At 40.4% G+C, this 23,159-nt stretch carries 17 protein-coding genes; 4 read left to right on the top strand and 13 right to left on the bottom strand.

The features are described from left to right. The 6 genes from KJA58_RS04720 to lpdA form a co-directional block, all read right to left on the bottom strand. On the bottom strand, positions 1-729 hold the full coding sequence (locus tag KJA58_RS04720; protein WP_213358266.1) for an HrpE/YscL family type III secretion apparatus protein: 729 nt from the start codon (positions 727-729) through the stop codon (positions 1-3). Beyond that, positions 726-1,562, bottom strand: a complete 837-nt coding sequence (locus KJA58_RS04725; protein ID WP_213358267.1) for a hypothetical protein — start codon at positions 1,560-1,562, stop codon at positions 726-728. The genes KJA58_RS04720 and KJA58_RS04725 overlap by 4 nt, the downstream gene beginning before the upstream one ends. Then, entirely contained in the window at positions 1,562-2,578 is a 1,017-nt protein-coding gene (sctJ, locus tag KJA58_RS04730) for a type III secretion system inner membrane ring lipoprotein SctJ (protein WP_213358268.1), read from the bottom strand. The genes KJA58_RS04725 and sctJ overlap by 1 nt, the downstream gene beginning before the upstream one ends. Positions 2,579-2,713: 135 nt before the next feature. Next, the gene (locus KJA58_RS04735; RefSeq protein ID WP_213358269.1) at positions 2,714-3,601 is read right to left on the bottom strand and encodes a hypothetical protein; all 888 of its coding nucleotides are present in this window, start codon (positions 3,599-3,601) and stop codon (positions 2,714-2,716) included. A gap of 9 nt (positions 3,602-3,610) precedes the next feature. Beyond that, entirely contained in the window at positions 3,611-4,543 is a 933-nt protein-coding gene (gene lipA, locus KJA58_RS04740; RefSeq protein WP_213358270.1) for a lipoyl synthase, read from the bottom strand. A gap of 8 nt (positions 4,544-4,551) precedes the next feature. Continuing rightward, a complete protein-coding gene (gene lpdA, locus KJA58_RS04745) occupies positions 4,552-5,937 on the bottom strand; it encodes a dihydrolipoyl dehydrogenase (RefSeq protein WP_213358271.1) in 1,386 nt (461 codons plus the stop codon). 253 nt (positions 5,938-6,190) lie between these two features. Here lpdA and KJA58_RS04750 point away from each other — a divergent pair, with 253 nt between their 5' ends. Then, positions 6,191-6,694, top strand: coding sequence for a phage holin family protein (locus KJA58_RS04750; RefSeq protein ID WP_213358272.1), 504 nt, complete (start codon positions 6,191-6,193; stop codon positions 6,692-6,694). A 4-nt stretch (positions 6,695-6,698) separates the two neighbouring features. Here the strand turns inward: KJA58_RS04750 and KJA58_RS04755 are convergent, their stop codons facing one another. From KJA58_RS04755 to mnmE, 4 genes are all read right to left on the bottom strand, one after another. Continuing rightward, entirely contained in the window at positions 6,699-10,505 is a 3,807-nt protein-coding gene (locus tag KJA58_RS04755) for a DEAD/DEAH box helicase (RefSeq protein WP_213358273.1), read from the bottom strand. 40 nt (positions 10,506-10,545) lie between these two features. Next, entirely contained in the window at positions 10,546-11,775 is a 1,230-nt protein-coding gene (gene brnQ, locus KJA58_RS04760) for a branched-chain amino acid transport system II carrier protein (RefSeq protein WP_425513816.1), read from the bottom strand. A 109-nt stretch (positions 11,776-11,884) separates the two neighbouring features. After that, positions 11,885-12,520, bottom strand: coding sequence for an endonuclease III domain-containing protein (locus KJA58_RS04765; RefSeq protein WP_213358275.1), 636 nt, complete (start codon positions 12,518-12,520; stop codon positions 11,885-11,887). A gap of 2 nt (positions 12,521-12,522) precedes the next feature. After that, positions 12,523-13,866 carry a tRNA uridine-5-carboxymethylaminomethyl(34) synthesis GTPase MnmE gene (gene mnmE / locus KJA58_RS04770; RefSeq protein WP_213358276.1) on the bottom strand — a complete coding sequence of 448 codons (1,344 nt, stop codon included), beginning with the start codon at positions 13,864-13,866 and terminating at the stop codon, positions 12,523-12,525. Positions 13,867-14,200: 334 nt separating this feature from the next. Here mnmE and KJA58_RS04775 point away from each other — a divergent pair, with 334 nt between their 5' ends. From KJA58_RS04775 to secA, 3 genes are all read left to right on the top strand, one after another. Continuing rightward, positions 14,201-15,097, top strand: a complete 897-nt coding sequence (locus tag KJA58_RS04775) for a phosphatidylserine decarboxylase (RefSeq protein ID WP_213358277.1) — start codon at positions 14,201-14,203, stop codon at positions 15,095-15,097. Positions 15,098-15,171: 74 nt separating this feature from the next. Next, a complete protein-coding gene (locus KJA58_RS04780) occupies positions 15,172-16,497 on the top strand; it encodes a tetratricopeptide repeat protein (RefSeq protein ID WP_213358278.1) in 1,326 nt (441 codons plus the stop codon). A gap of 249 nt (positions 16,498-16,746) precedes the next feature. Then, a complete protein-coding gene (gene secA, locus KJA58_RS04785) occupies positions 16,747-19,647 on the top strand; it encodes a preprotein translocase subunit SecA (protein WP_213358279.1) in 2,901 nt (966 codons plus the stop codon). 57 nt (positions 19,648-19,704) lie between these two features. Here secA and KJA58_RS04790 read toward each other — a convergent pair whose 3' ends face one another. From KJA58_RS04790 to KJA58_RS04800, 3 genes are all read right to left on the bottom strand, one after another. Next, a complete protein-coding gene (locus KJA58_RS04790) occupies positions 19,705-20,226 on the bottom strand; it encodes a hypothetical protein (RefSeq protein WP_213358280.1) in 522 nt (173 codons plus the stop codon). 72 nt (positions 20,227-20,298) lie between these two features. Continuing rightward, complete coding sequence (gene der, locus KJA58_RS04795) at positions 20,299-21,798, bottom strand: ribosome biogenesis GTPase Der (protein WP_213358281.1); 1,500 nt, start codon at positions 21,796-21,798, stop codon at positions 20,299-20,301. Positions 21,799-21,906: 108 nt separating this feature from the next. Beyond that, a complete protein-coding gene (locus KJA58_RS04800; protein ID WP_213358282.1) occupies positions 21,907-23,139 on the bottom strand; it encodes a CCA tRNA nucleotidyltransferase in 1,233 nt (410 codons plus the stop codon). Between the last annotated feature and the right edge of the window lie 20 nt (positions 23,140-23,159).

Here is a 23,159-nt window from a genome sequence, read left to right on the forward strand (position 1 = left end):
TTACTCACCATGTTCTTTAGTTCCCGAGTTCTCTTCAGAAGATGTAGTATTTGTTGTTGATGAATTGCTTTGATGCTCAGAAGAGGTCGTAGATCCTGATGGGAAATCTTTTTGCTTTAAGATTTTATTAAAGGCATTTTCCAGAGCTTGAAGTTGAACGTCAAGACTGGCATTGATGATACCTGATTCGGTCTCTATGAGACAACCTCCAGGTTCTATTTCAGGCTTGGAAGAGATGATAAACACCTCTGCGTATTCGATAATTTTTTTAAGTTCAGCACGCTGTTTTTCTATAGCTTCCAGATCATTTGGATTTACAAAGATAACAACACGGTTGTTTTGGGAGAGCTCTTTGATAGCGCCGGAAATGATAGAAACGACCGTTTCTTTATTGGTTTCCAATTCCTTGCCGATAATTTTTTTTACACTGGCGATAGCTAAGGGCACCAAAGAAGCTTTGATGCTTTCTTTAAACGATTTAATGCTAGCATCGAGTTCGGCTAATTTTGTTGTCCATTCTTGCAGACCAGAATTAAAACCCTCATTTTTTGATGTTTCTTTCAGAAGGGCGGCTTCTTGTTCTGCGTGTTGTTTATATTCTTCTATATCCTGTTTGGCTGTTTCCAACATTTCTTGAGCATCCAAAACAGAAGAAAAAGCTTCAGGAGCTAAAACTTTACTGTTAGGAGAAACAACGTCTTTTTTAAAAATTAGACTGAAAAATTTCATTGTACCAGCACCTTCATGCATTGGGAAATACGGTCTCGGAAATATTCTGAATGAGGATTATTTAAAGCTCGTTTGAGAGCTGATTCCAAAATAAAAGCTCTCCCAATATCTAATCTCCTCAAGAGGTGCCAAAGGAAAGAAGCATCCTCTTTGACTAATGCTAAAGCCAAAATTTCTAGACCTTCTCTGTGGATAAATTTACGAAAAGAATCTTTGTTCCCATTCCATGAGTGAAGGAATAATTCCTGAGATAAATGCTTAAGAGGGTTGGCTCGGCAGTAGGACAAGAAGCGTTTCTCTGTATCAGAAAGATTATCTTGAATTTGTTTTATAACAACCTTGTCAACAACATTTTTCATTTCCTTTACTATCGAAAACAACCCTAGACAATCAATGAATGTCATCTTGTTTTCCATCGAGTAGTAGAGGAGATTGTTAAAGGGAGACAAAGGCAAAAAGATTTCCTCAGTGACTCCTGGAGGACGGATTTTTTTGCTTAACATATCCAAAAGATAAAAGGCTCCAAAATCGGAGCAACGAGCAATCTTAGGAAGTTGTGCTGGCAAATAGGGTTGAAGCTTGTGCACAATTTGTTCGGGAAGAAGAAGTAAAAATTCTGCCTGAAAGAAGGGAGGGAACTCTTTCATTGCCATCATGATCCATGAAGGGTGAATAGCTGCTAGCCAACGCAAATTAAAGGATAATGAAGACAAAGGGATATCCTGAGGGTGAACACCTTTGATAAGCAACTTCTCTGGGAGAAACTGCTCCAGATGATCAGACTTTGAGTATTTCATCAAGATGTCTAGAGTACCAAAAGTATTCGCTGTCACTAAGCATCCTCATTATTATCATCAGAAGGTTCTGTCGGCGCCTCCTCTTTACCAGAGCCTTCAGGAGATTCTTCCGCAGATTTTTCTTCACCAGAAGCTGGGGAAGAGCCCTCTCCTTGAGCAGCGGAAGATGAAGGCTCTGTTGCCTTCTCTGCTATCACTTCTTTAGGTTTAACATAAGGGGAGGGATCCAGAAGAGACTTTACTCCTCCTAGAGCTCCAATGACAGCGTGAGTTTTCCAAACAAGCCACATGAAGCCACATGAAATCAGGAATAAAACAAGAATCATGCAGTAGAAAATAACTCTGAATTTGACCAGAGAAGATTTGGCTAAAATAATTCCCCATACGGAGACGTAATCGATTTCATCAGTCAATCCCCAAGGCCCATTGATACTAATTTCGCTATAAGAAGCGCGATCACCAATGACAGAAACATTTTCTGGAGTCAATCCAGGAACAGCACTGGCCACTAAACGTTTAATTTTAGAGACAACAATGCTATTAGGGTTATCTAAGACTCCTCGGTGTTTGATGTATACGGAAGCCGTTAAAGGAAGTTCTTCCTCTGCGTCTGTAGAAAAAGATATTTGAACACTGGCATCAATGATACCATCCATCTTTCTGATGGTAGTGGCCATTTGTTCTGACAACCCTTCCTGGTAACGGATCTTCTCTTGTAATTCCGAGGGTACCAATCCCTGTTTAGCAAATAGATCCAGGAGACTAGTGCCTTTTAATCGTGGCAGTCCGGCTTGGTTCAAGATGGACAGAGCCTCCGTAATTTGAGAGGCGGGGACAGAAATATCCCAAAGTTGTTCTGTAGATCCTCCCCCAGAACTTCCTGCAGCCTTAGGTTGCTTCTGAGCAGCGATTCCCTTGCTGACCAATAGGACCACAATCTCATTAGCTTCTCTTCCCGGTAAATTATGGGCAATGAAAGAACGACTGTCGCACCCAGTCATTGTTCCTAGTAAAACAAACAATGAGAAAAAAGAAATAAAACGACGAAACATAATTGGTACACCTTTTCACTCACCATAACAAAAGGTGAGATTAGTGCCAATCGTGAACATGAACTGATTTACAAAACGATTATTAAGAGAGGGTTCGGTTGTTGTTGTAGAAGGATTGCAGAGGCAAAAAAGTTCTCATGGAATCATTTTTAAGATTTCTTCCCTTAAAAAAGATGGAAGATCTTTAGGGAGATTGCGCTTTAATTTTTCGATAAATGAGGGGTCTTCCTTTGTTTGTAAGGAAATATTTGCTAGGTGAAAGATGGTGTGCGGAAATTGTATTAATTCTGGGCGAAAAAGTTGTTCCTTAGCAAAGTTCACTACTTCATCATCATCAAAGTAAGCCAAACAAAAGCTTGCTGTTTCGTGATCTTTGGTTATCGGTGAAGAGGACAACAAAGAAAATAAAAACTGTTTGGCCGGAGAACCTATTTTTGCTAAAGCAGAGGCTATTTCATCATCATATTCAGCTGTTTGTGGGCTTCCTATCATTTCAAAAAGGGGGCGAATAGCTAAAGGGCTTCTTATGTGCCCTAGACAATCTATTAATCTTTGAGGCGCTAGTCCAAATCCAGGAAATAGGGGATGAAACAAATCAAGGGTGTCTAGGATTTTTATAATGTCGGGGACGATAGCTTCTCCCTCTGCAATAACAGCATCCCTATCCAACGAAGTAGAAAAAGGTGCCGTTAGAATGAGATTCGCAATTTTTCCTGTCAAAGATTCTGGGTCGCTATCTTCTAAAAATTCGTAGGCTGCTTTTGCTTTTTGTATTTCCTCCCAGTCTCTCTCAGAGAGCAGGGCTTGGGTTAAGATCGTTTCGTTAGAGGATTCTATCTTTGCTAAGTAATCAATATCTTCAATGGATATATCTGGATCAGCTCCTAAAAAATCCTCGTCAGCATAGCATTCTTTCATCTCTTCGAAGCTGCCAGAAAAGTGCGCTTCTCTTAGAAGAAGAATTTTTTTAAATTGTTCATCATCTATATCGAATCCGGATTCGTAGTAAAAAGGGTCTTTCATAAAAGAAGGCTATTTTTTTAAGAGATCAAATATTACATCAGCGTTATAGCTGGAGCGAACGAAGGGACCAGCGTATACGAAAAGACCTAAACTTTCCCCGTATGATCGATAATAGTCGTAAGTTTCTGGAGTCACATACTCTTTAACTGGGATCTTGAGCCTATTAGGTTGGAGATATTGTCCAATGGTAACAATCTTTACTCCAACTTCTGCTAGGTGTTTTAGAGTCTGACGAACTTCTGGTTCGGTCTCTCCTAGGCCGACCATGATACCAGATTTTATCCATAAGGAAGAATCAAATTTAGCTGCAGCCTCTAACATTTTTAGAGAGCGGTGATAAGTAGCCTTGTGTCGGACAAAAGGAGATAATCGTTCGGTGGTTTCTACATTGTGGTTAAAAATATCTAGTTTAGTATTAAGAAGATGGTGGAGGGCGTCAAGATTTCCTTGAAAATCTGAAGACAGTACTTCTATAGAAATTTCGGGCGAATCTTTTCGTACTGTTTGGACAATTTTTGCAAGCATAGAAGCTCCCCCATCAGGGAGATCATCGCGAGAAACCATTGTTATGACAACATGACGTAAGTTCAGTTCCCTGACAGAGTCAGATATTTTTTGAGGCTCCTCAGGGTCTAGAGGAGGGGGAGTGGCAGAGTAATCTATATTGCAAAATCCACATTTTCTCGTACAAATGCTGCCTAAAGCTAGGTAAGTAGCGGTCTTTCTTGACCAGCAAGCGGTGCGGTTGGGGCAAAGAGCTTCTTCGCAAACAGTGGATAGTCCAGTTCTATTGATAGATCCCTGAGTCTTTTGGAAAGCTGTATTTAGAGGTAATGACTTCCTTAACCAAACGGGGAATCTTTCTTCGGGACGTACGCCTTTTCGTTTAGAGGATGAATTTTTTCTTGTTGAGGTAGAGGCGTCTTTCTGAGTTGCATCCATAGCGGAACTTATTTGGGTGGCATGTGTAAGGGATCATCAGCTGCTAGAAGAGCAGCTTCCATCCATATCTCTGAAAGTGTCGGGTGGGCGTGGACGGTTTCATAAATGCAAGACAGAGTCAGTTCGTTGCGGATAGCTAAAGCCATTTCTCCAATGAGGGAAGAAGCGTGTGGCCCTACCACATAAGCGCCTAGTATTTGGCCTGTTTCCACATCACTAATGATAGAGGCAAACCCATCAGCGTCCATCATAGCGACAGCTTTACCTATGGCTCGGAAGGGAAATGTTGTTGACTTTGCAGAGAAACCTTGACTTTGAGCCTGTTCTAAAGATAATCCTACGGAAGCAACCTCAGGGGAAGTGAATATGACTGAGGGAATGGCAGAATAATCCATGGAAACATTTTTTCCTGCAGCATTTTCTGCTGCTACAATTCCTTGATGAGAAGCCACGTGAGCAAGCATCCATTTTGCAGTAATGTCTCCTATGGCGAAGATGTTAGGAATATTGGTTCGCATATGAGCGTCTGTTGGAATAGCTCCCTTTTCGCAAATTACTCCGGCTTTATCTAAGTCTAAATTTTGAGTATTCAACAGGCGTCCAATGGAGACGAGAGCCATAGAATGTTCTATGGAGGAGCCGTTGTTTAAGATGGCTTTCACAGATGAAGGAGTTTCTTCCAGCCCAGCAATAGATGCCGAGGTTACAATTTGAATGCCTTTTTTAGTAAAAGCATTTGTTACAAATTTAGAAATCTCTTTGTTATCAATAGCTAAGATTCTATCAGCGGCCTCAACTATGGTAACTTTGGTTCCTAGAGTGTTAAATAGGGAAGCAAATTCGCAGCCTATAACACCTCCTCCTACAATGAGTAGGCTTTCAGGAATTTCTTGTAATTCTAAGATATCTGTCGATGAACAAATACGCTTACTGAAGGGAACGCCAGGGAAAGGACGAGGTTCAGATCCTGTAGCAAGGATGATATTTTGAGCTTTTAAAATAACATCCTCCTCGCCTAAGACTTTGACTTCCGAGGAAGATAAAAGCTTTCCTTTGCCACGGAAAGAGACTATTTTATTGCTTTTGATTAGGCCATCTAAACCAGATCTAATTCCTGAAACAACAGAGTTTTTCCTCTGCATCATTGAAGGAAAATCTACAGAAAAATCAGAAACTCTAATTCCGAAATTACCGGCGTTCTTGATAGTATTGAGGACGGATGCTCCAGCGAGCAAAGCTTTTGAAGGAATACACCCTCTGTTTAGACATGTGCCTCCGGCCAAGTCGTACTCAACAAGAGCCGTTTTAAGGCCTAATCGCGAGGCTTTTATTGCTGCAACATATCCTCCTGGTCCGCCTCCGATTACTACACAATCAAAACTTTGGGTTGTCATCTTCTAATCCACTCTGTTTCAAGCTAGGAAAAACGTTTCCTTCACGAAGCAGTTTCGCTAAGAAGCAAAAGGAAAAAAGCTTTTTGGAAACTAAGCTTATATTAAAGCGATTTATTAATTTTCAGCATTGATTTTTTCGTAGGGTAAATTATAATCTTTTCTAGAGAGATGAGGCTGTCCTTTGAGGGGTGATGCCTGAGGCCGATCTGAGTTTCTCTTCCATGTTCGGGATGGTGTTTTTTTCGAGGAGCATATGTCGTTGCCGAAAGAATTAGATAGTCAGAGATTATGTTGGAAGTGTGAAGGAAGCGTTTCCGTTCATGTTGCGCAGTGTCCTTATTGCAGCGCCTTCTTGCAAGATCCTCCGGTTCCGGGGAGTGCTTTTTCATCTTGTCACCTTTCTCCTGAGCAGTCGCAGGAAGGAGGTCCGGAAGGAGCTCCTGGACTATTTGCGGTTTCTTCCTCAGATTGGGACTCTGTGTTGTCTTCAGAAAAACGTTGCCCCTTAGAAGAGCAAGCTGTTCAAGCAAGTTTTGATGATAAACTTATAGATTGGAGAGAATTCTTACCCTTTGTCCTGATCTCATCAGGATTGGGAATGGTGATGTTCTCTGTTCTTTTGTTTCTTTTCTCCAAAGATGGTGTTGTAACTTTATCCTGGAATAAAAGTGCTATGATGTACTGCTTCTTAGTCGGGGCTCCCGCGTTGTATAAAGGTTACAAAATGTTATCTGCGGAAAAAGACTGTTTTCGGTAGGCGATTATTTTTCGTAAAAGTCTCCTAAGTCGAATTCCTCATTAAGAGCTTCTCTGGCAGCCATAATGTCGACAATAGGGTCTCCGCTTTCTTCCTTTTCGGCTGCGGGCTTTTTCTCCGTGAGACATTCTTCTTCAGAATCTGTAAGAGCTTGGTTTTGTAAATCCTCTCCGTATGAAAGGATAGTTTTTAGGTCCTCTTTGTTTAGCATGTGAAGAATATTGGAGTCCTGGCTAACTATAACACTATCTAAAAGCTTTGTTTTTGCTTCTATAAGCATGTTGATTCTTTCTTCTAAGGTGTTTGTTGTCATTAATTTGTATATGAAAACTTTGTTTTTTTGCCCTATGCGATGGACTCTGTCAAGGGCTTGGTTTTCTTTGGCGGGATTCCACCATCGGTCATACATAATTACGACATTTCCCGCTGTTAAATTAATCCCTGTTCCAGACGCCAATAAAGATCCAACAAAAACCCGACAATCAGGATCGGAAGTAAACGTGTCTATTTCTTCTTTTCGATTTAAAGATTTTCCTTGGATAGAAGCATATTTTATACCAATTTCTTCCAGATAAAGACATATGATTTGGATCATGTTAATGTATTGAGAAAAAACAACGATCTTATATCCAGAATCTAAAGCTTCGTGAAGAATTTTCAAAAATAAATCCCATTTTCCCGAAGTGTGTTGCTTGTAATTTTCTGGTTTTTTGAAGAACACTGCAGGATGGTCACAGATTTGCTTAAGATGATTTAGTAAAGCAAATATGTGAATATAGACTGAAGGAGACTCTTCGTCGCTTTCAAGTTTTTGTAGATGGAGGGAGTCTCTTCTTAGTACCGAAGTGTACAGAGTTTCTTGTTCCCTAGACAAAGCACATGGGAGAGTGTTGTCCATTTTTTCTGGTAAATCTGGAAGGACATGCTTCTTTGTTCTTCTAAGAATGAACGGGCGCGTAAGCTTTAAGAGGGACTCTTTCATAGAGAGATCGCCGTCCTTTCCCATTTTTTTAGAAAACATCTTTTTGAACATAGAATCTGAAGGCAGGTAATTAGGTAAAATAGTGTCAATAAGGCCTTTAAATTCTAAAATATTGTTTTCTACAGGAGTGCCTGTTAACCCTAATTTCATGCGCGCGTTTAATCGAGCAAGAACTTTGTGTGTCTGGCTGTTTTTGTTTTTAGCCATGTGGATTTCGTCGAACACAGCTACGGTGAAGTTTTTATTAAAGAATAATTGATAATTTTGTCTTAGTGTTCCGTAAGAGGTGAGCACTAAATCTACATCAGGTAGGGAGGAAGGCTTTTCTGGGCCGTGGAAAGAAGCCGTTCTCGCGTTAGGGAGATTGGATTTTAAAATATGTTCCCAATGAGATAACACACTCGTTGGACATACAACTAAAAAAGAAGGTCGAGACTCTTCGTCACAGCTAGTTTGAAATACTATGTCAAGTAAAGCTACGGCTTGGTGTGTTTTCCCCAATCCCATTTCGTCGCAGAGTAATCCGGACAAGCGGTTTCCATACAAGAACCATAACCACAGCAGTCCACTTTCTTGATAGGGTCGCAATTTGTGGTTCACAGAAAATTTATCTGTGGGTAAGGGAGGAAGACAAGAGTCTTTAATTTGTGTTAGTTGTTTAAAAAATTGTAAATCACAGTCTGCTGCTCGTACGTTAGGGGCTAGTCTTAGAGAAGCTAAGGCGTCTAATTTGAAAATGTCTGTAGCAGAGGCTGTGATCGAATTAGTTTTAGGTGAAAAATTCTTTGGTAGAAATTGAGCAAGAAACTGGAAGAGTAAGTTATTTTCTAGATTTAAAAATCCAGCATCAGAAACTAAGAAAGGTTTTTTCTTTTTTAAAGCCAATAAAACTTTGCTTAAGGGGAGCTCCCCTATGTTGGTTTGTAAAGTAAGCTCTAGTTGCAGAGACCTGTTTTCCGTTGTTGACGAAATGCTGGTAACAATTAAGTTATACTTTTGGGGAAGCTGTAACGATTTATCGCTTAGTTGAAAGAAAGAATGTATTGGCAAAATTTCTGTCATGAAGTGAGAGACTTTGTCTGAAGGAATTGTTCCGACATAAGAACTCATGGGCTGCAATTCTTCGGGTATTAGAGAAAAGCCTTTGCCTTCACGGTACAAATAGGAGCCAAAGAGATGATAGGACCCTTTAGAGTAGTCTTTTAGAGTTGGAGTCAAGGATAACTCGGAAGTTTTGTCGTTGAAAGAAACCTCCAGAAGCAGCTTTTCCGATAGTTCTGCTTGAGAGAAAAAGTTTCGAACTTTCGCTAAAGAGTCAGAATTTTCCTCTATAAATTTATGAACATCTTTAGCTTCGACTGTTGTTCCGTCTTGTACTGGTGTGGATAAACTGAGTTTGGGGAAGAACCCATATCCTGAGAAGAAAATCCATTGATCAAAAATAATTTCGGTAGTCTGAGATTCGGTTTCATCCAATTGATAGCGAAAAAGTAGAGTCCCTTGCGATGTCACAGAATAAGTTAGCTCTCCAGGATATTCCTTCTCTTTGTGAACAGTGAATCCTTGAGCTGTTATTTTTTCTCCGTAGGTGTTTAAAAAGTGGTCGACATCAGAAGCTTTCACAATAAGATCTTTCTCTTTTAAAGGAAGTTCTGTGATAGCTACCAACCCTTTCTCCGGGACATGTAATAAGGAATTGCTGATAACTAAGGCGTTCGCCAAATCTCCTGGAGTCGTAAGGTAAGCATTAGCGACCAGAGAGGCGTCTCTTAAAAATTGCATTTCGTAGTGAACAGGAGATGGTGTTTGCTCATATGGTAAGATGGAAAATAATTTTTGCTTTAACTGGCGGGGAAGAATTTCTATTTTGGAAAAAGGTAATGTTAGTTGATTGTCGACGTGACGAACAATGCCTTTTCCTAAAATGTACCTTGTATTTCCGATAGAGATGCTGGGGTTTTCTAGCAGTTTTTCTGGAAGAGGTTCATAGAGCTTCTTACACTGCAGCACTACAGGGTTTTCAGAAATTCGAATGTCAGACAGGGTATAATTTTTTGGCCAGTAAGGGAGGTTAGTTTTTTCAAACAAAATATTAGGAAAAACTTTTTCTGCGAAAGAAAATGAAAGCAAGGAGCCTTTTAAGAAGAAGAAAGGTGATTTTATGGAGAAAATGAAAGGTTGTTTTTCTTCATTTTCTTCTAGTTCTAAAATACCTGTTTTCAATTGATACAAGTAAAAGTGTTTAGCTAAAAAGTAATGAGGGGATAAGGCGTAGTCTATTTCTATTGATGTGTGACCTTCTCTCCAGGCGGAGATTTCTTGCTTAGAAAAAGCTTCTAAAAGTAAAGCTGATAGGGGCGGAGGTGTTGAAGACTCTTTAGAAAAGGTGTCTAGGAGAGCAAAGGCTTCAGAATTACTACAGGATATGAAAAGGGAACATGAGGTGTCGTTAAAGGAGAATGAATGGTTAGGTTCTGGATGTATCGCGATGTTGCGCTCAAATAAATGGTAAAATAGTTGATTCCAAAAAGAGCTTTTAAAAGCCGAGTGTAAGGGAGAAAGGAAGGAAAGTTCTTCTAAAGCTAAATAAGAAGCTAAGGGGTGGAAGCAGTCTTCTCCATCAGGACAGTTGCAGTAAGTAAATATTAGGTCTTCGGGATTCGTTAGATCAAATTTTAAAAAAGAAGTCCAGAATCCGTCAGGAGATTCATCGGAGGGGAAGTGGACTTCGTAAGAATTTCTGATGAAATCAATGATTACGTTATCTCTGTGCGAGTCTAATTGTTCATGAGCCTCACAAGCATGAGCCAGTAAAGAATTTAAAAGCATACGACGTTTTTTTGAAAAATCTGTTGTTTCTCAGAAGATTTTATAGGCATCTTGTTATCAATTCGAGAGCGAGGATCGCGTAAAAAAGAATAGTCCCAACATGGCGCAAGTTCCACAACTTATGACAGATGCTTCCTATAGTTAATCCTATAAGCGCGGGGTAGCAAAACTGCAAGATCGGCAGAAGTAGGTCGCTTATATTATCAAAGTTTAGAGTAGATACTAAGTAAGTTGGAATCAGGGTTAAAACAACCGCTACAGAGAAGGGGGTGTTTTTGGGTAAGCAACTCCTTCTCATAAAGTCTGCAAAAATTCCCGTTAGAGCTATCTCTGTTGTCAAGCAGGCTATGAAGATTCCAAAGGCAGGAATGTATGCTTTATTTCCTAGTGTTAAGTAACAAATTTTTCCGAGACAATCTCCTTTTGGAAGGTATAGAAGAAATCCTGAATGTCTGGAAGCTAGGGCCGAGAATCCAATATAAACTACAGCTAAGAAGAGGCATGCGAGGAGAAAGCCGAGGAAGATAGTCTTTTTAGATTTTTTTCCAAGGGCACGGAACTCTAGAAGTGTATCATCACACTCTTGTTTTGGGTTACTTTCTTGTCTTGATAGCTCTCGTAATGAAACTATGAGAATAGAGCTAAAGAAGAACGATGCTAGGAGATCCATTGTATTAAATCCCTCGACAAAACCAGAAACAAAAGCTTGGGAGCGGGAGGGATAGAGAGCGACTAATTCTGGTGTATGGGCCTCTTGTAAGAGGCCTTGTAATACAGTCCAGCCTAAAGACAAAAGCATTACAGGGGAAAAAATATAGCCAAGCCAGGCTACGAGATTCGAAAGCTTACTCGAAAATAGAAAAATAAGAACACAACAAAGGAAGCTAAACCAAGGTAAGGAAGGTAGCAGACTCGTTTTTGCGGAAAAGGATGCTAATGTTGAGTAAGAAATAGCGATAGCTCTCGGAATCCCTCCGAAGGGGCCTATGAGACAGAGGATAGCGATGAAGATGAAGGCTCCTGGAACTTTTCCTATAGAGTAAAAAAATTTCTTATAATCCCCAGAGTAAAGAAGTATGCTTATCAAGCCTAAGAGAGGCACTATAACGGCAGATACTATCATACCCAAGCTTGCGCAGAAGTAGTGAGGATAATTAACGGCTCCAACAATGATGGGAAAAACGGTGTTTCCTGCGCCGAAAAACATTGCGAAGACCGTTCCAGCAATAGATAAAAAAGAAACCGATGCTACTTGTTTTTTCTTTTTAATATTTTTGCTGGAAAAGCCCATAAGATAAAATTCGAATAAAAAGTGATTTACGGAGGAGTTTACTCTTTCTAAGGTTTAAAAACAAAATAAAACGGGAGAGCAGAGCGAGTCAACCAGTCAGGTTCCTTTTCGATAGATAGGAGCATATAGGACATAAGGCTTGTTGATGCCCTTTTGCTGGGCAATATTTTCTAGCAAATAAAATTAGTTGGAGGTGTAGTTTTTTAGAATTTTTTAGCCCAAAAAATTTTACTAAATCTTTTTCCACTGCAAACGGTGTTTTTGCTTTAGTGATGCCCCACCTTTGGGCTAATCTAAGAATATGAGTATCTACAGGAAAGGTTGGCTTGTTGTATAGCACGCTTAGAAAAACTGACGCCGTCTTTCGACCAACTCCGGGGAGGGATGTTAGTTCTTCCAGCGTTTTTGGGGGCTCACTATGATGATCTTGAATCAATCGTTGACTTAGCGCTAATAAGTAGGAAGCCTTTCTTTCTCCAAGTCCGCAAGGTTTTATTAGGGAGTATAATTGTTTTTGGGTCAGTGTGGACATGGTTTCTGGAGATGGAGCTTTTTGAAAAAGTTTTGGAGCTATTGTGTTGACGGCTTTATCAGTTGAATTACCAGACAATAAAACAGAAACAAGGAATTGAAAGGGAGTTTCCCATCCAGTAAGAGATGGTTGAGGGTCCGGAAATAAACATTCGAGCTTGTTTAGAATAAATTGTTTTTTGGATAAAGGCATGATTATTTACCAATACAAAACTGGCTAAAGATTTCTCCTAAGACTTCTTCCGTAGCTTCTTTCCCTGATAAGACGCCGGTTTCCTGAAGGGCTTCTCTTAATTCTAAGGCAATAAATTCAGGCTCTATACCAGATTGATATGCTCGAAGCGCTGTCTGTAGTTTTTCTGCTACTTTTTTTAAAATATTGTAATGTCTGGAAGAAACCAAAAATACTCTGGAGCTGGTTTGCTGAGAATTTGTGTGCAGCCACTCGCTTATAGCCTGTTTGCATTCACGAAGCCCTTGTCGAGTTTTTGCTGATACCGAGAATTGAGGGATGGTTATTCTAATCCTGGGTATTGGATGATTTAGGTCTGCCTTATTCCAAATAAGGAAGGATGGTTTTTCTTCCAGAATGGCGGGCAGGTCGGCAGTTTCATCCGCAGGGTCTGCCACCCACAGGATGAGCTTTGCGGTTTCCATCGCTTGAAAACTTTTTTGTATTCCGGCTTTTTCTACAGGGTCTTCGGCGTTTCGAGTGCCAGCGGTATCCACAAGCTTAACGGTTTTCCCTCCAATAGTCCAAGATTCGCGTAGCATATCTCTTGTGGTTCCTGGTATGTCGGTTACTATGGCTCGATCTTCTTCAAGAAAAGCGTTCAGTAGCGAAGATTTGCCTGCGTTGGGGTTTCCGGCTAATACGATGGTTGCTCCTTGAGAAAGTTGTTGTCCTTCATTGAAGCTGCCGAGTAGCTCTTGCACAGAGAGGAGAGCCTCAGAAATCCACGCTAGAGATTGATCTGACATGGAGAAGTCTTCGCCTTCCTCAGGAAAGTCTGCCTGTACTTCGAGAAAAGCGAGGGCTTGTATGATCAGTTGGGATATCTGGGATATTTTTTTTGAAAAAGCCCCTTTTAAATGATTTTGAGCAATATCGAAAGCTTCTGAGTTTTCTGCGGCTATAATATTTTGTATAGCTTCTGCTTGTATGAGGTCGATTTTTCCGTTGAGGAAAGCTCTTTGCGTAAATTCTCCTGGAAGGGCTGCACGAGCTCCAGCGTGAAAAAGGGCTTCTAAAATTTTTGTAGAGGCAAAGTATCCTCCGTGGCATTGAAATTCTACGGTGTCCTCCCCTGTAAAAGATTTTGGGGCGCGCATAACGAGGACCAGACACTTGTCAATAATTTTTCCAGAGGGAGCTAAAGCAGAACCGAGATGTACAGAATGAGAATGGTATTGGGATACTGGACCAGAGAACACTATTTCGGAAATTTCTATAGCTTTTGGGCCGGACACTCTTACTACAGAAATGCTAGCTTCTCCAGGGGCTGTAGCTATGGCTGCAATAGTCTCGTTAAGTAGCATGGCGGAAGTTTTATTGTTTTTGAGCCTAAAAATATTTACGTGACAACCTGCATGGATTAGAGTTGCGACTTAGAGAGAGCAGCGGCAACAGCCCCTGAACACAGTTGCGGGGGATAAGATGCAGATCGAAGTTAATCTAAAGTGTTATTCCCTGAGACATTTTAGCTTACAGCAGCATTATTGGACAACAAGGTGTATTGATGGAGCTTAGGGGTCGATAAAATCTTTTTATTTTCAACAAATTTTATGATCTTGGAAACTAATTGTAATAATAGTTTTGAATATTTTCTGCTTTAAAACTATTATCAGAGATTGGGTTTTTCTAAAGGAAGGTATGGACCAAGGGCACTGTTACGTTGACAGAGAAAGTAAGAAAAGACTGATAGAACCCGTTTACTTTGAAAGAACTATGAATGCGGTTTATGGGTCTAGGATCGGACGCTGGCTTGCTAATGTAGCTTCTTCGTATTTGATTTTCTCTCGCTTTTATGGGTGGTTGCAGAGACTTCCTATAACAAAAAAAAAGATCGTTCCTTTTGTGCGTCGATATGAGGTAAATGCCGAAGAGTGTACTAAAGAGTTATCCGCATATCGATCCTTTGATGATTTTTTCACCAGGAAGTTGCGACCAGAGGCGAGGCCTATAGTCCAAGATGAAAATATTGCTGTGGCTCCTGCTGATGGGCGGTATTTAATATACAAGAACGTGTCCGAATTTGGAGAGTTTGTAGTTAAAAGTAAAAAATTTTCTTTAGAAAATCTTTTGGGAAGAAGAAAAGATTTAGTAGAAGAATATTCTCAAGGAGCGATGGTTATTATCCGTTTGGCTCCTTTCGATTATCACAGGTTCCACTTTCCTTTTGATTGCGTGCCCTCCCAAAGTCAGCTTATCTCAGGGAAATTGCATTCTGTGCACCCTCTAGCTATGCGGGATTACTTTGTTCATTTTTGTGAGAATAAGAGGATGCTGACAGTTTTGGACAGCAAAATGTTTGGCAAGGTGTTGTACTTAGAAATTGGAGCTATGAATGTAGGAAGTATCCATAACACCTTTATTCCAGGCAAACTGTATCGTAAGGGTGAAGAAAAAGGTTTTTTTTCTTTTGGAGGCTCGTCTATTATCCTGCTGTTTCGGCCAAATGTAATTACATTTGACGAGGATCTGGTGTGTAATTCTCGGATGGGCTTGGAAACTTTTTGTAAGGTAGGGCAATCTTTGGGTTTTTACTAAAAGCACGTTTTTTAGAGACATTAAAGATTTTTTTTGTTATCGCAAGAGCAGAGTTTTATCTGGATTGGCAGATTATGTGGATAATGGTGTCGTGGACCTTGGTGGGGGGGCTAGTGCTGGCTTTACTTGCTAAAGCCTATTCCCGCGTCGTTACCTTTCGCAAATACGCTGTCCGAGCAATCAAAGAGATTCGGTTTTGTATCGGAATTAAAGATTGGGGGGTGGCGGAGCAGAAGCTGCTTCCTCTTCTAAAGAAGCGGCGGTTCCGCAGGCAGTACCTTATTGACTATGTTAGAATCCTCCGAGAAACGGGGCGGTTCCGTGAGGTTGATGCGTACTTGGATCAGATTCAGAGGTTTGATGCCAAAGATTTTCGATACTATCTAGAGCTAGGATATAGAGACTATCGTAAAGGTAGTTACAAAACAGCCGCGCAACTTTTTTCAAAGATTCGAAAAGAAAATTTGGAAGAGCAGGACGTTGCTAAGTACGCTTCAGCTCTAGTTCATTTGGGGGAGTTGGATCTCGCCTGTAATTTGATAGAGCCTCTAGTTTCCCCTTTATCTCCTCAAGAAACCTTCATTGCTTTAGGACACATCTATTTTGCCTCTAAACGATACGAGGACGCGGCAGAGTTTTACTCAAGAGCTTATTCTTTGGGGTATTGTTCTTCGGATATTATTTATAAGTTTGCCCAAGCTTCGAGATTGATCTCTGATTATGAAAAAGCCAAGATTCTTTTTAGGTCTCTTTTAAAAGAAGCCTTTTATAGAGATGAGGCCTTGTTCAATATAGGACTCTGTGAGCAAAAAATGGGGAGACAGCAACAGGCTCTTCTCATTTATCAAAGTAGTCCTCTATGGAAAAGGGGTGATGCTTTGTTGATGCGGCATGCGGCAGCAGCAGCAATGGCGGTAAAAAACTATCCACTTTCTGAGAGTTGTTGGAAGTTAGCTCTCAAGTGTCCCACTTATTCTGGTAATCCAGATTGTTGTTTCGATTATGGATTGAGCCTGTGTCGACAAAGAAAGTTTGGCGAAGCAGAGACGATGTTTCTAAAGGCTGTGGCGCTGTTTCCTGAACATTTGGGTGCGCTGAAAGCTTTAGCGTGGTTGTCAGGAATAGGATTAGCAACTTTAGTGGCTCCGGAGGAAGGTCTTGCTTTTGCAAGAAAAGCTGTCGGGGTGACTCGCAATACGGAAACTCTTGAGTTGCTGAGTGCTTGTGAGGCCCGTTCAGGCTGTTTTGATGTGGCTTATGAGATACAAACATTCCTCTCAAATTCTGATTCTTCCCAGGAGTCTCGGCGACGCCGTTCTCAGATTCTGAGAAACCTTCGTAGGAAGCTCCCACTAAATAATCAGCTTATCTCAGAGTTTAGTGAGTTGCTAGCCGCTTGATGTAATTTTTTTTGAGAAAAAATTTCTTTCAAAAGATTTTTTTCAGACAGTAGTGTAGGATGGGCTTTTGGTTTTCCGATTTTTTAAAGGCCCCTTTTAGTCTTTTCTTTTCAAGATTCACAGGGAACTTTTCATCGTCTTATTAAGGAAAATGCGTTATGGTAGGTGGAAATTGCAAAACTTTTGGGTACTTCAACAAGCTAGTGCTCATGAGTATCGAACTTCAAGTAAATATAGCGTAATTGGGACATGTTGGGCTTCGTAAAACAATTTTTTGGTTCTTCTCAAGAGAGAACTTTAAAGAAATTTCAAAAAATAGTGGAGAGGGTTAATGCCTTTGATCAGGAGTTTACTCGATTATCAGATGAAGAATTACAGGGGAAAACTCTGGAATTTAAAAATCGAATCTCTCAAGGAGAAACTCTAGATCAGCTGCTTCCAGAGGCCTATGCCACGGTAAAAAATGTCTGTCGACGTTTTGCTGGGGTTCGAATAGAAGTTTCTGGCTACCGCCAGGAATGGGATATGGTTCCTTATGATGTACAGATTCTCGGCGCTATAGGAATGCATAAAGGTTTTATAACTGAAATGCAGACAGGAGAAGGGAAGACGTTAACGGCTGTGATGCCGTTGTATTTAAATGCCCTTAGTGGACGCCCCGTTCACCTGATTACAGTCAATGATTATCTAGCAAAAAGAGATTGTGAATGGGTGGGTTCCATACTTCGTTGGTTGGGTTTAACTACAGGGGTGTTAACTTCTGGGACGCCTTTAGAAAAGCGCAAAGAGATATACTTAAATGACGTCGTTTATGGGACGGCCTCGGAGTTTGGTTTTGATTATTTGCGAGATAATTCTATGGCTTCCACTGCTGCAGAACAGGTTGGAAGAGGTTTTTATTTTGCTATTATTGATGAAGTAGACTCTGTTCTAATTGACGAAGCTCGAACACCTCTTATTATTTCTGGCCCTGGGGAGAAACAAAATCCAGTATATCACGAGCTTAAAGATAAAGTTGGTGAGTTAGTTCGTGTACAAAGAGATTTTTGTAATGCGAAGGCTCTTGCTGCTCGGACAGGACTAGAAAAGTTTCTTGCTACAGACGTTTTGCCAAAAAATAAAAAAGTTTTGGAGGAAATCTCAGAACACTGCCGCACCCTTTGGTTGGTTAGCAAAGGAATGCCTCTTAACAGGGTTTTACGAAGAGTTCGAGAGCATCCGGATCTTAGAATGTTGATTGACAAGTGGGACGTACATTACCACGCTGAGCAGAATAAGGAAGAGGCTTTAGAGCAGCTCTCTCAGTTGTTTATCATAGTTGATGAAAGAAATAATGACTTTGAGCTGACAGATAAGGGCATGCAGAAATGGGTAGAAGGTCTCGGGGCTAGCGATCATGATTTTGTTATGTTAGATCTAGGCGAGATTTTTTCTTCCATAGACGCTGATGAGAAGCTATCTCCAGCAGAAAAAATGGATAAGAAAATAGCCGTATCAGAGGAGGATACTCAGCGTAAGTCTCGAGCACATGCCCTAAGACAGTTAATCCGAGCTCATCTGTTGATGGAGAAGGATATAGATTACATTGTTGAAGATAATGAAATAGTTATTATCGATGAGCATACAGGTCGGCCTCAAGCAGGAAGAAGATTTTCGGAGGGGCTTCATCAGGCAATAGAAGCAAAAGAGCAAGTTCCTATTCGAAAAGAATCTCAGACCTATGCAACTGTCACTTTGCAAAATTATTTTAGGTTGTACGAAAAGCTTGCTGGAATGACGGGAACAGCCATTACAGAGGCAAGAGAGTTTAAAGAAATTTATGGCCTTTACGTATTGCAAGTTCCTACTTTCAAACCTTGTTTGCGGGTAGATTTCGATGACGAGTTTTACATGACGGATAGAGAAAAATACAGTGCTATTGTCAATGAAATTCTTTCCGTTCATGAGAAGGGGAACCCTATTCTGATTGGAACAGAGTCTGTTGAAATTTCAGAAAAACTGTCTAGAATCTTAAGACAAAAACATATTCCTCATACGGTTTTAAATGCCAAAAATCATGCTAAAGAAGCAGAGATTATTGCCGAAGCTGGAAAGCGCGGAGCGGTGACTGTTGCTACCAATATGGCGGGGCGGGGTACAGATATTAAGTTAGACAAAGAAGCTATAGATGTAGGTGGCTTGCATGTTATAGGAACCACTAGACATCAGTCTCGTCGAATAGATCGTCAGCTTAGAGGTCGCTGCGCTAGATTGGGAGATCCGGGAAGCGCAAAATTCTTTCTATCTTTCGAAGATCGTTTGATGCGTTTGTTTGCATCTCCCAAACTCAACGCTTTAATTCGACATTTTCGTCCTCCAGAAGGGGAGGCTATGTCGGATCCTATGCTCACTCGTTTAATAGAGACAGCACAAAAGCGGGTAGAAGGTAGGAATTACACTATGCGTAAGCATACCTTAGAGTATGATGATGTAATGAATAAACAAAGGCAGGTAGTGTATGCCTTGCGCAATGAAATTATTCATGCGTCAGATGTTTTACTTCTGGCTAGAGAAATCCTCGAAGAAGTTGGTAGTGTCATAAGTTACGCTTTATATGATGAGAGAGCAACTACGGGTTTTCAAATGCCAAAAGCTTTAGCTTGGTTGTACCACGCCTTTCCCGTGGATGTGGATATTGATCATCTTAAGTCTTTACGCAGCCCAGAACGTGCCGGAGAGCTGTTAACAGAGCTTTTGGGAAAAACATTCAATACTAAGATGAGTGAAATCATTAATGGATTGGCAGCATCAGGAGAGGTAGCGGATCCTCAAGCACTCCTGGGAGATGTTGTTCGTTCTCTGATGGTATTTCATTTGGATGCACAATGGAAAGATCATATTGTTGATATGGACCTCTTGCGAACAGAAGTAGGGTTACGTACGGTAGGACAAAAGGATCCTCTATTAGAATTCAAACAAGAATCCTTCCTTTTATTTGAAGCTCTTGTTAGAGATATTAGGGTAGATATTGCTAGACATTTGCTCATGCTGGAATTAACCATAGAAAAACCCAAAGAGAAAGTTATTCCTACAGTGGCAACCTCTTTTAACCGATCTTATAATGAAGTTATTCCTACGACATTAACGTTTGCTCCTTCTGGTGAGGAGTAGAGATTCTGGGAAGCTCTCTCGGAGTGAGAGGCCTCCTCTGTCACTTGGGAATAAGATTTAATTAAAGATGTGCCATTCAGACCACCCCTCAGGGATGCTGTAGTTTCGTATCCAGAAGGTTCGTCGATCATCGGCTATAAAGAACTGCACGTAATGGTCTAGAATGGTTCGTATGGAAATGATGATGTTATCTAGACTGGAATTTGCTTTTGGAAAGTCTTTGGGGCCGTTGAATAATTGTTCTATGCCTGAGGTGATTATATAATCTGTGCGCAGAACAGCGTTAAAGTCTAGGCTTTTTATAGGTAACTTTTCTGGGGGAATTTGAAACCATGCAGACCACGTATCCCCTAAGGTTCGAGTATAGGCTAAGCAATTAGAATTGATATAGAATTGTCTTGTTTCGGGTAGTATAGCGTTCCCTAGTACGATAAGTAGATCGCTATCTTCTTCTTGATTTTCTTCTATGTACACACCGGTTTCTGTGTAAAGGTCTAAGGATTTGGACTCATCAGAGTTTTTGCTGAGGTGTTCTTCTAAGTAGGGATCGTATTCTTCTTCAAAGGAATTGTAAGTCATGGTAAAACTCTCTAATTAATAAAATTAATTTTTTAGTTGGTTAATACCAATAATTACAATTAGAATCAAAGTTTAATTATATCTTTTTGGTTTTTCTTTTAATTCTATATCAAAAGGAACGCCGTGGAAATTAAAAGCATCTCTTAGATTGTTTCTCAGATATTGTTCATAGGATTTAGTTAATAAAGATTTAGAATTAATAAACAATAAAAATAATGGAGGAGAAAAGCTTTTTTGCACCCCATAATAGACACGTAATCTTCTTTTAGCGATTAATTGCGGTGGATGTTTTGCTAAAGTATTAACAAGAGTTTTATTTAATAGAGATGTTGGAATTTGTCTTGTGGCTATTCCATATAGTCCCTGGACTGCAGCGAAAATTTTATCTAAATTACGGCGTGTTTTCGCGGAGACGCACAAGATTGGAGCTTCTTGTAAATAGGGATCGGATGCTCGTAGATCGCGAATGTAATGTTCCATTCGGACCTCTTTTACCATATCCCACTTGTTTACTAGGATGATAAAAGGCTTTTTTGCTTTAGCGATGGAAGAGAGAATTCTTTTATCATGGGAAGAAAGCTTTAGTGTTCCGTCTATGACTAACAAGCAGATTTCAGACCTAGCAATAGCTTTCTCTGATCTTGCTGAGGATATCCATTCTACAGGATTTTTTATACTTTTAACTTTTCTTAGCCCAGCCGTATCGATAAATAAGTAGTCACCAGTTTTGTGTGAGTATAAAATATCTACGTTATCTCTTGTCGTTCCGGGAGAGTTATCTATTAGACAACGCTCTTCGTTGAGTAAAGCGTTAATCAGAGATGATTTTCCGACGTTTGGTCTGCCTATAAGAGCTACTTTAACTAATGTTTTTTTATGGGGAGACAAGCTTCTTTGTATGGGGGAGTCAAAGCCTAAATCTGAAAGTTTTTCAAAAGCACTCTCTTGGGATTCATCAATACTTTCTGTGTCAAGAGAGGGGGCTATAGACTCGTAGTCCATGGGTTGGGAGAGTGTTGTTTCAGAAGCTTCTTTTTGTAGGCCGGAAGTATCGTCTTGGATTAATTGTTCTTTCAGAATGGGAGAGGAGAGTTTTGTTATGGTGCGAATCAAAAAATCCATATGTCGGCCGTGGGCGGCGGAAAGAGCTACAATATTTTGAAACCCCAGGCTGTAAAACTCGTATAAGCGTTGTTCATCTTTTTTTGAATCTGCTTTGTTTGCTACTAAAACAACAGGTTTTTTTAGGGGGAGGAGCATCTTTGCTATTCTAGCGTCCTCTTCGGTAATTCCGCAGCGAATATCGGTGACGAGAAGAATAAAGTCGGCTTCTTCAGCGGCTATAAAAGCCTGTTTAGCGATATCTTTTTGGAATTTATCCGGGGAACGTTGATCTACTCCTCCGGTATCAATTAGGAGGGTAGAAAAATCGAACCTTTTGGTTTCAGCTACCAAACGATCTCTAGTAGTACCTTCTTCTTCGCTGACTATAGCTAAAGACCTATTACACAAACGATTAAACAGGGAGGACTTTCCAACATTAGGCCTTCCCAGGATAGCAATGCGTAACATAAGAGATTCCAAGATAAGAGTATAAAATCTATGAAAATGATAAGAGTTAAAAAATTAAATCTGAAGCATTAAAATTGATAGTTTAAGAAAGTTTTTTAGATAAAGATCTTACTTCCAAAAACCGTGAGCTTTAAGTAGGTGTAAAATTTCTTCTTTGTTTTGACAATTTTTTTCTATAGATAGAGTTTCTGCTTCTTTAAGAAGGTCTCCAAGGAGTCTTCCAGGAGCAACGCCCCTAGCGATCAGGTCTGCGGCAACGACGACGGGGCGTTTCGTTTTTATACGCATGGTGAAAGGATAGAGTTCTTGTTTTAATCTAGATGTCTTGGCTGTAAAATCTTTTCTTGATTCTTCCTGCGCAAGAAGAGCTCCGTAAAGAGGAAGGAAAAATTCTGCTTTTGAGGAGGCAAAAAAATGTGCCCAAAAAACTCTGTTAATATTTTTTTTGGAGAATTCTAGGAAAGCCTCATCCCACGCTTCTATGAGATCCAGCTCCTTGGAAGATACTTTTAATCGAAGGAAGATCGCTTTTTTGTCCGCGGTGGATAATCCCGCAAATAATGGAAGATAATAGAGAATAGGTGGGAGGGGCGTTTCTAATCGCTCCAAACACCTCATAGCCTTTTTCACCGAGGTTAGGGGAAGAGTCTTTAATTCAGGAAATACTGTTTGTAAAATTTTTAGTTCTTCTAGGAGAGCCACAGCTTGATAAAGGTTTGGAAATGTCGCGATCTTTTTTAATTCTTGCCATATCCGCTCTGGAGATACTGAAGCTGTGAGAGTATCTACTTCTTTCAGGATAGCCTTTCGTGTTGAGGGTTCTATAGAAAATCCTAACCGAGAAGAAAAGCGTGCGGCTCTCAGAATTCGTAATTTATCTTCTGTGAATCGTACTCTAGGGTGTCCTATAGCTCTAATAATTTTTCTTTCGATGTCTTTAATTCCATCAACATAATCGAAAATTTTGTCTGTGAAGGGATCGTAGAAAAGCCCATTAATGGTAAAATCCCGCCGCAGGGCATCTTCCTTCATGGAAGAAAAAACTATTCGGTCGGGATGCCTGCCATCCGAGTAGCTTCCGTCAGAACGAAAGGTGGCTACTTCAAATAGTGCCCCGTCCTGTTTTACAACGATGATGCCGAAGGCAGCTCCAATAGCGATGGTATCTGGAAACAATGTTGAAATCAGGACAGGTGAAGCGTTTGTAGCTATGTCGATGTCTCCTATAGGAAGACCCATGATCATATCGCGAACACAACCGCCGACGAAAAACGCCTCGCAATCGGCATTTTTTAGAACCGTTATAATTTTTTTTGCCGATTCAAAGCGATCCGACATCATCAGATTCAACCAAAAAGCTT

It is taken from the genome of Chlamydiifrater phoenicopteri, from assembly GCF_902807005.1.
GTDB classification, from domain to species: Bacteria; Chlamydiota; Chlamydiia; order Chlamydiales; family Chlamydiaceae; genus Chlamydiifrater; species Chlamydiifrater phoenicopteri.

What these genes read in the sequence shown, in the direction of transcription:
- KJA58_RS04800 (WP_213358282.1), bottom strand. Translation starts at nt 23,139, where the DNA reads ATGATGTCGGATCGCTTTGAATCGGCAAAAAAAATTATAACGGTTCTA.
- secA (WP_213358279.1), top strand. Translation starts at nt 16,747, where the DNA reads ATGTTGGGCTTCGTAAAACAATTTTTTGGTTCTTCTCAAGAGAGAACT.
- sctJ (WP_213358268.1), bottom strand. Translation starts at nt 2,578, where the DNA reads ATGTTTCGTCGTTTTATTTCTTTTTTCTCATTGTTTGTTTTACTAGGA.
- lpdA (WP_213358271.1), bottom strand. Translation starts at nt 5,937, where the DNA reads ATGACAACCCAAAGTTTTGATTGTGTAGTAATCGGAGGCGGACCAGGA.
- KJA58_RS04765 (WP_213358275.1), bottom strand. Translation starts at nt 12,520, where the DNA reads ATGCCTTTATCCAAAAAACAATTTATTCTAAACAAGCTCGAATGTTTA.
- KJA58_RS04780 (WP_213358278.1), top strand. Translation starts at nt 15,172, where the DNA reads ATGTGGATAATGGTGTCGTGGACCTTGGTGGGGGGGCTAGTGCTGGCT.
- der (WP_213358281.1), bottom strand. Translation starts at nt 21,798, where the DNA reads ATGTTACGCATTGCTATCCTGGGAAGGCCTAATGTTGGAAAGTCCTCC.
- KJA58_RS04720 (WP_213358266.1), bottom strand. Translation starts at nt 729, where the DNA reads ATGAAATTTTTCAGTCTAATTTTTAAAAAAGACGTTGTTTCTCCTAAC.
- KJA58_RS04790 (WP_213358280.1), bottom strand. Translation starts at nt 20,226, where the DNA reads ATGACTTACAATTCCTTTGAAGAAGAATACGATCCCTACTTAGAAGAA.
- mnmE (WP_213358276.1), bottom strand. Translation starts at nt 13,866, where the DNA reads ATGCTACTTAACGAGACTATTGCAGCCATAGCTACAGCCCCTGGAGAA.
- KJA58_RS04750 (WP_213358272.1), top strand. Translation starts at nt 6,191, where the DNA reads ATGTCGTTGCCGAAAGAATTAGATAGTCAGAGATTATGTTGGAAGTGT.
- KJA58_RS04735 (WP_213358269.1), bottom strand. Translation starts at nt 3,601, where the DNA reads ATGAAAGACCCTTTTTACTACGAATCCGGATTCGATATAGATGATGAA.
- KJA58_RS04755 (WP_213358273.1), bottom strand. Translation starts at nt 10,505, where the DNA reads ATGCTTTTAAATTCTTTACTGGCTCATGCTTGTGAGGCTCATGAACAA.
- lipA (WP_213358270.1), bottom strand. Translation starts at nt 4,543, where the DNA reads ATGGATGCAACTCAGAAAGACGCCTCTACCTCAACAAGAAAAAATTCA.
- KJA58_RS04775 (WP_213358277.1), top strand. Translation starts at nt 14,201, where the DNA reads ATGGACCAAGGGCACTGTTACGTTGACAGAGAAAGTAAGAAAAGACTG.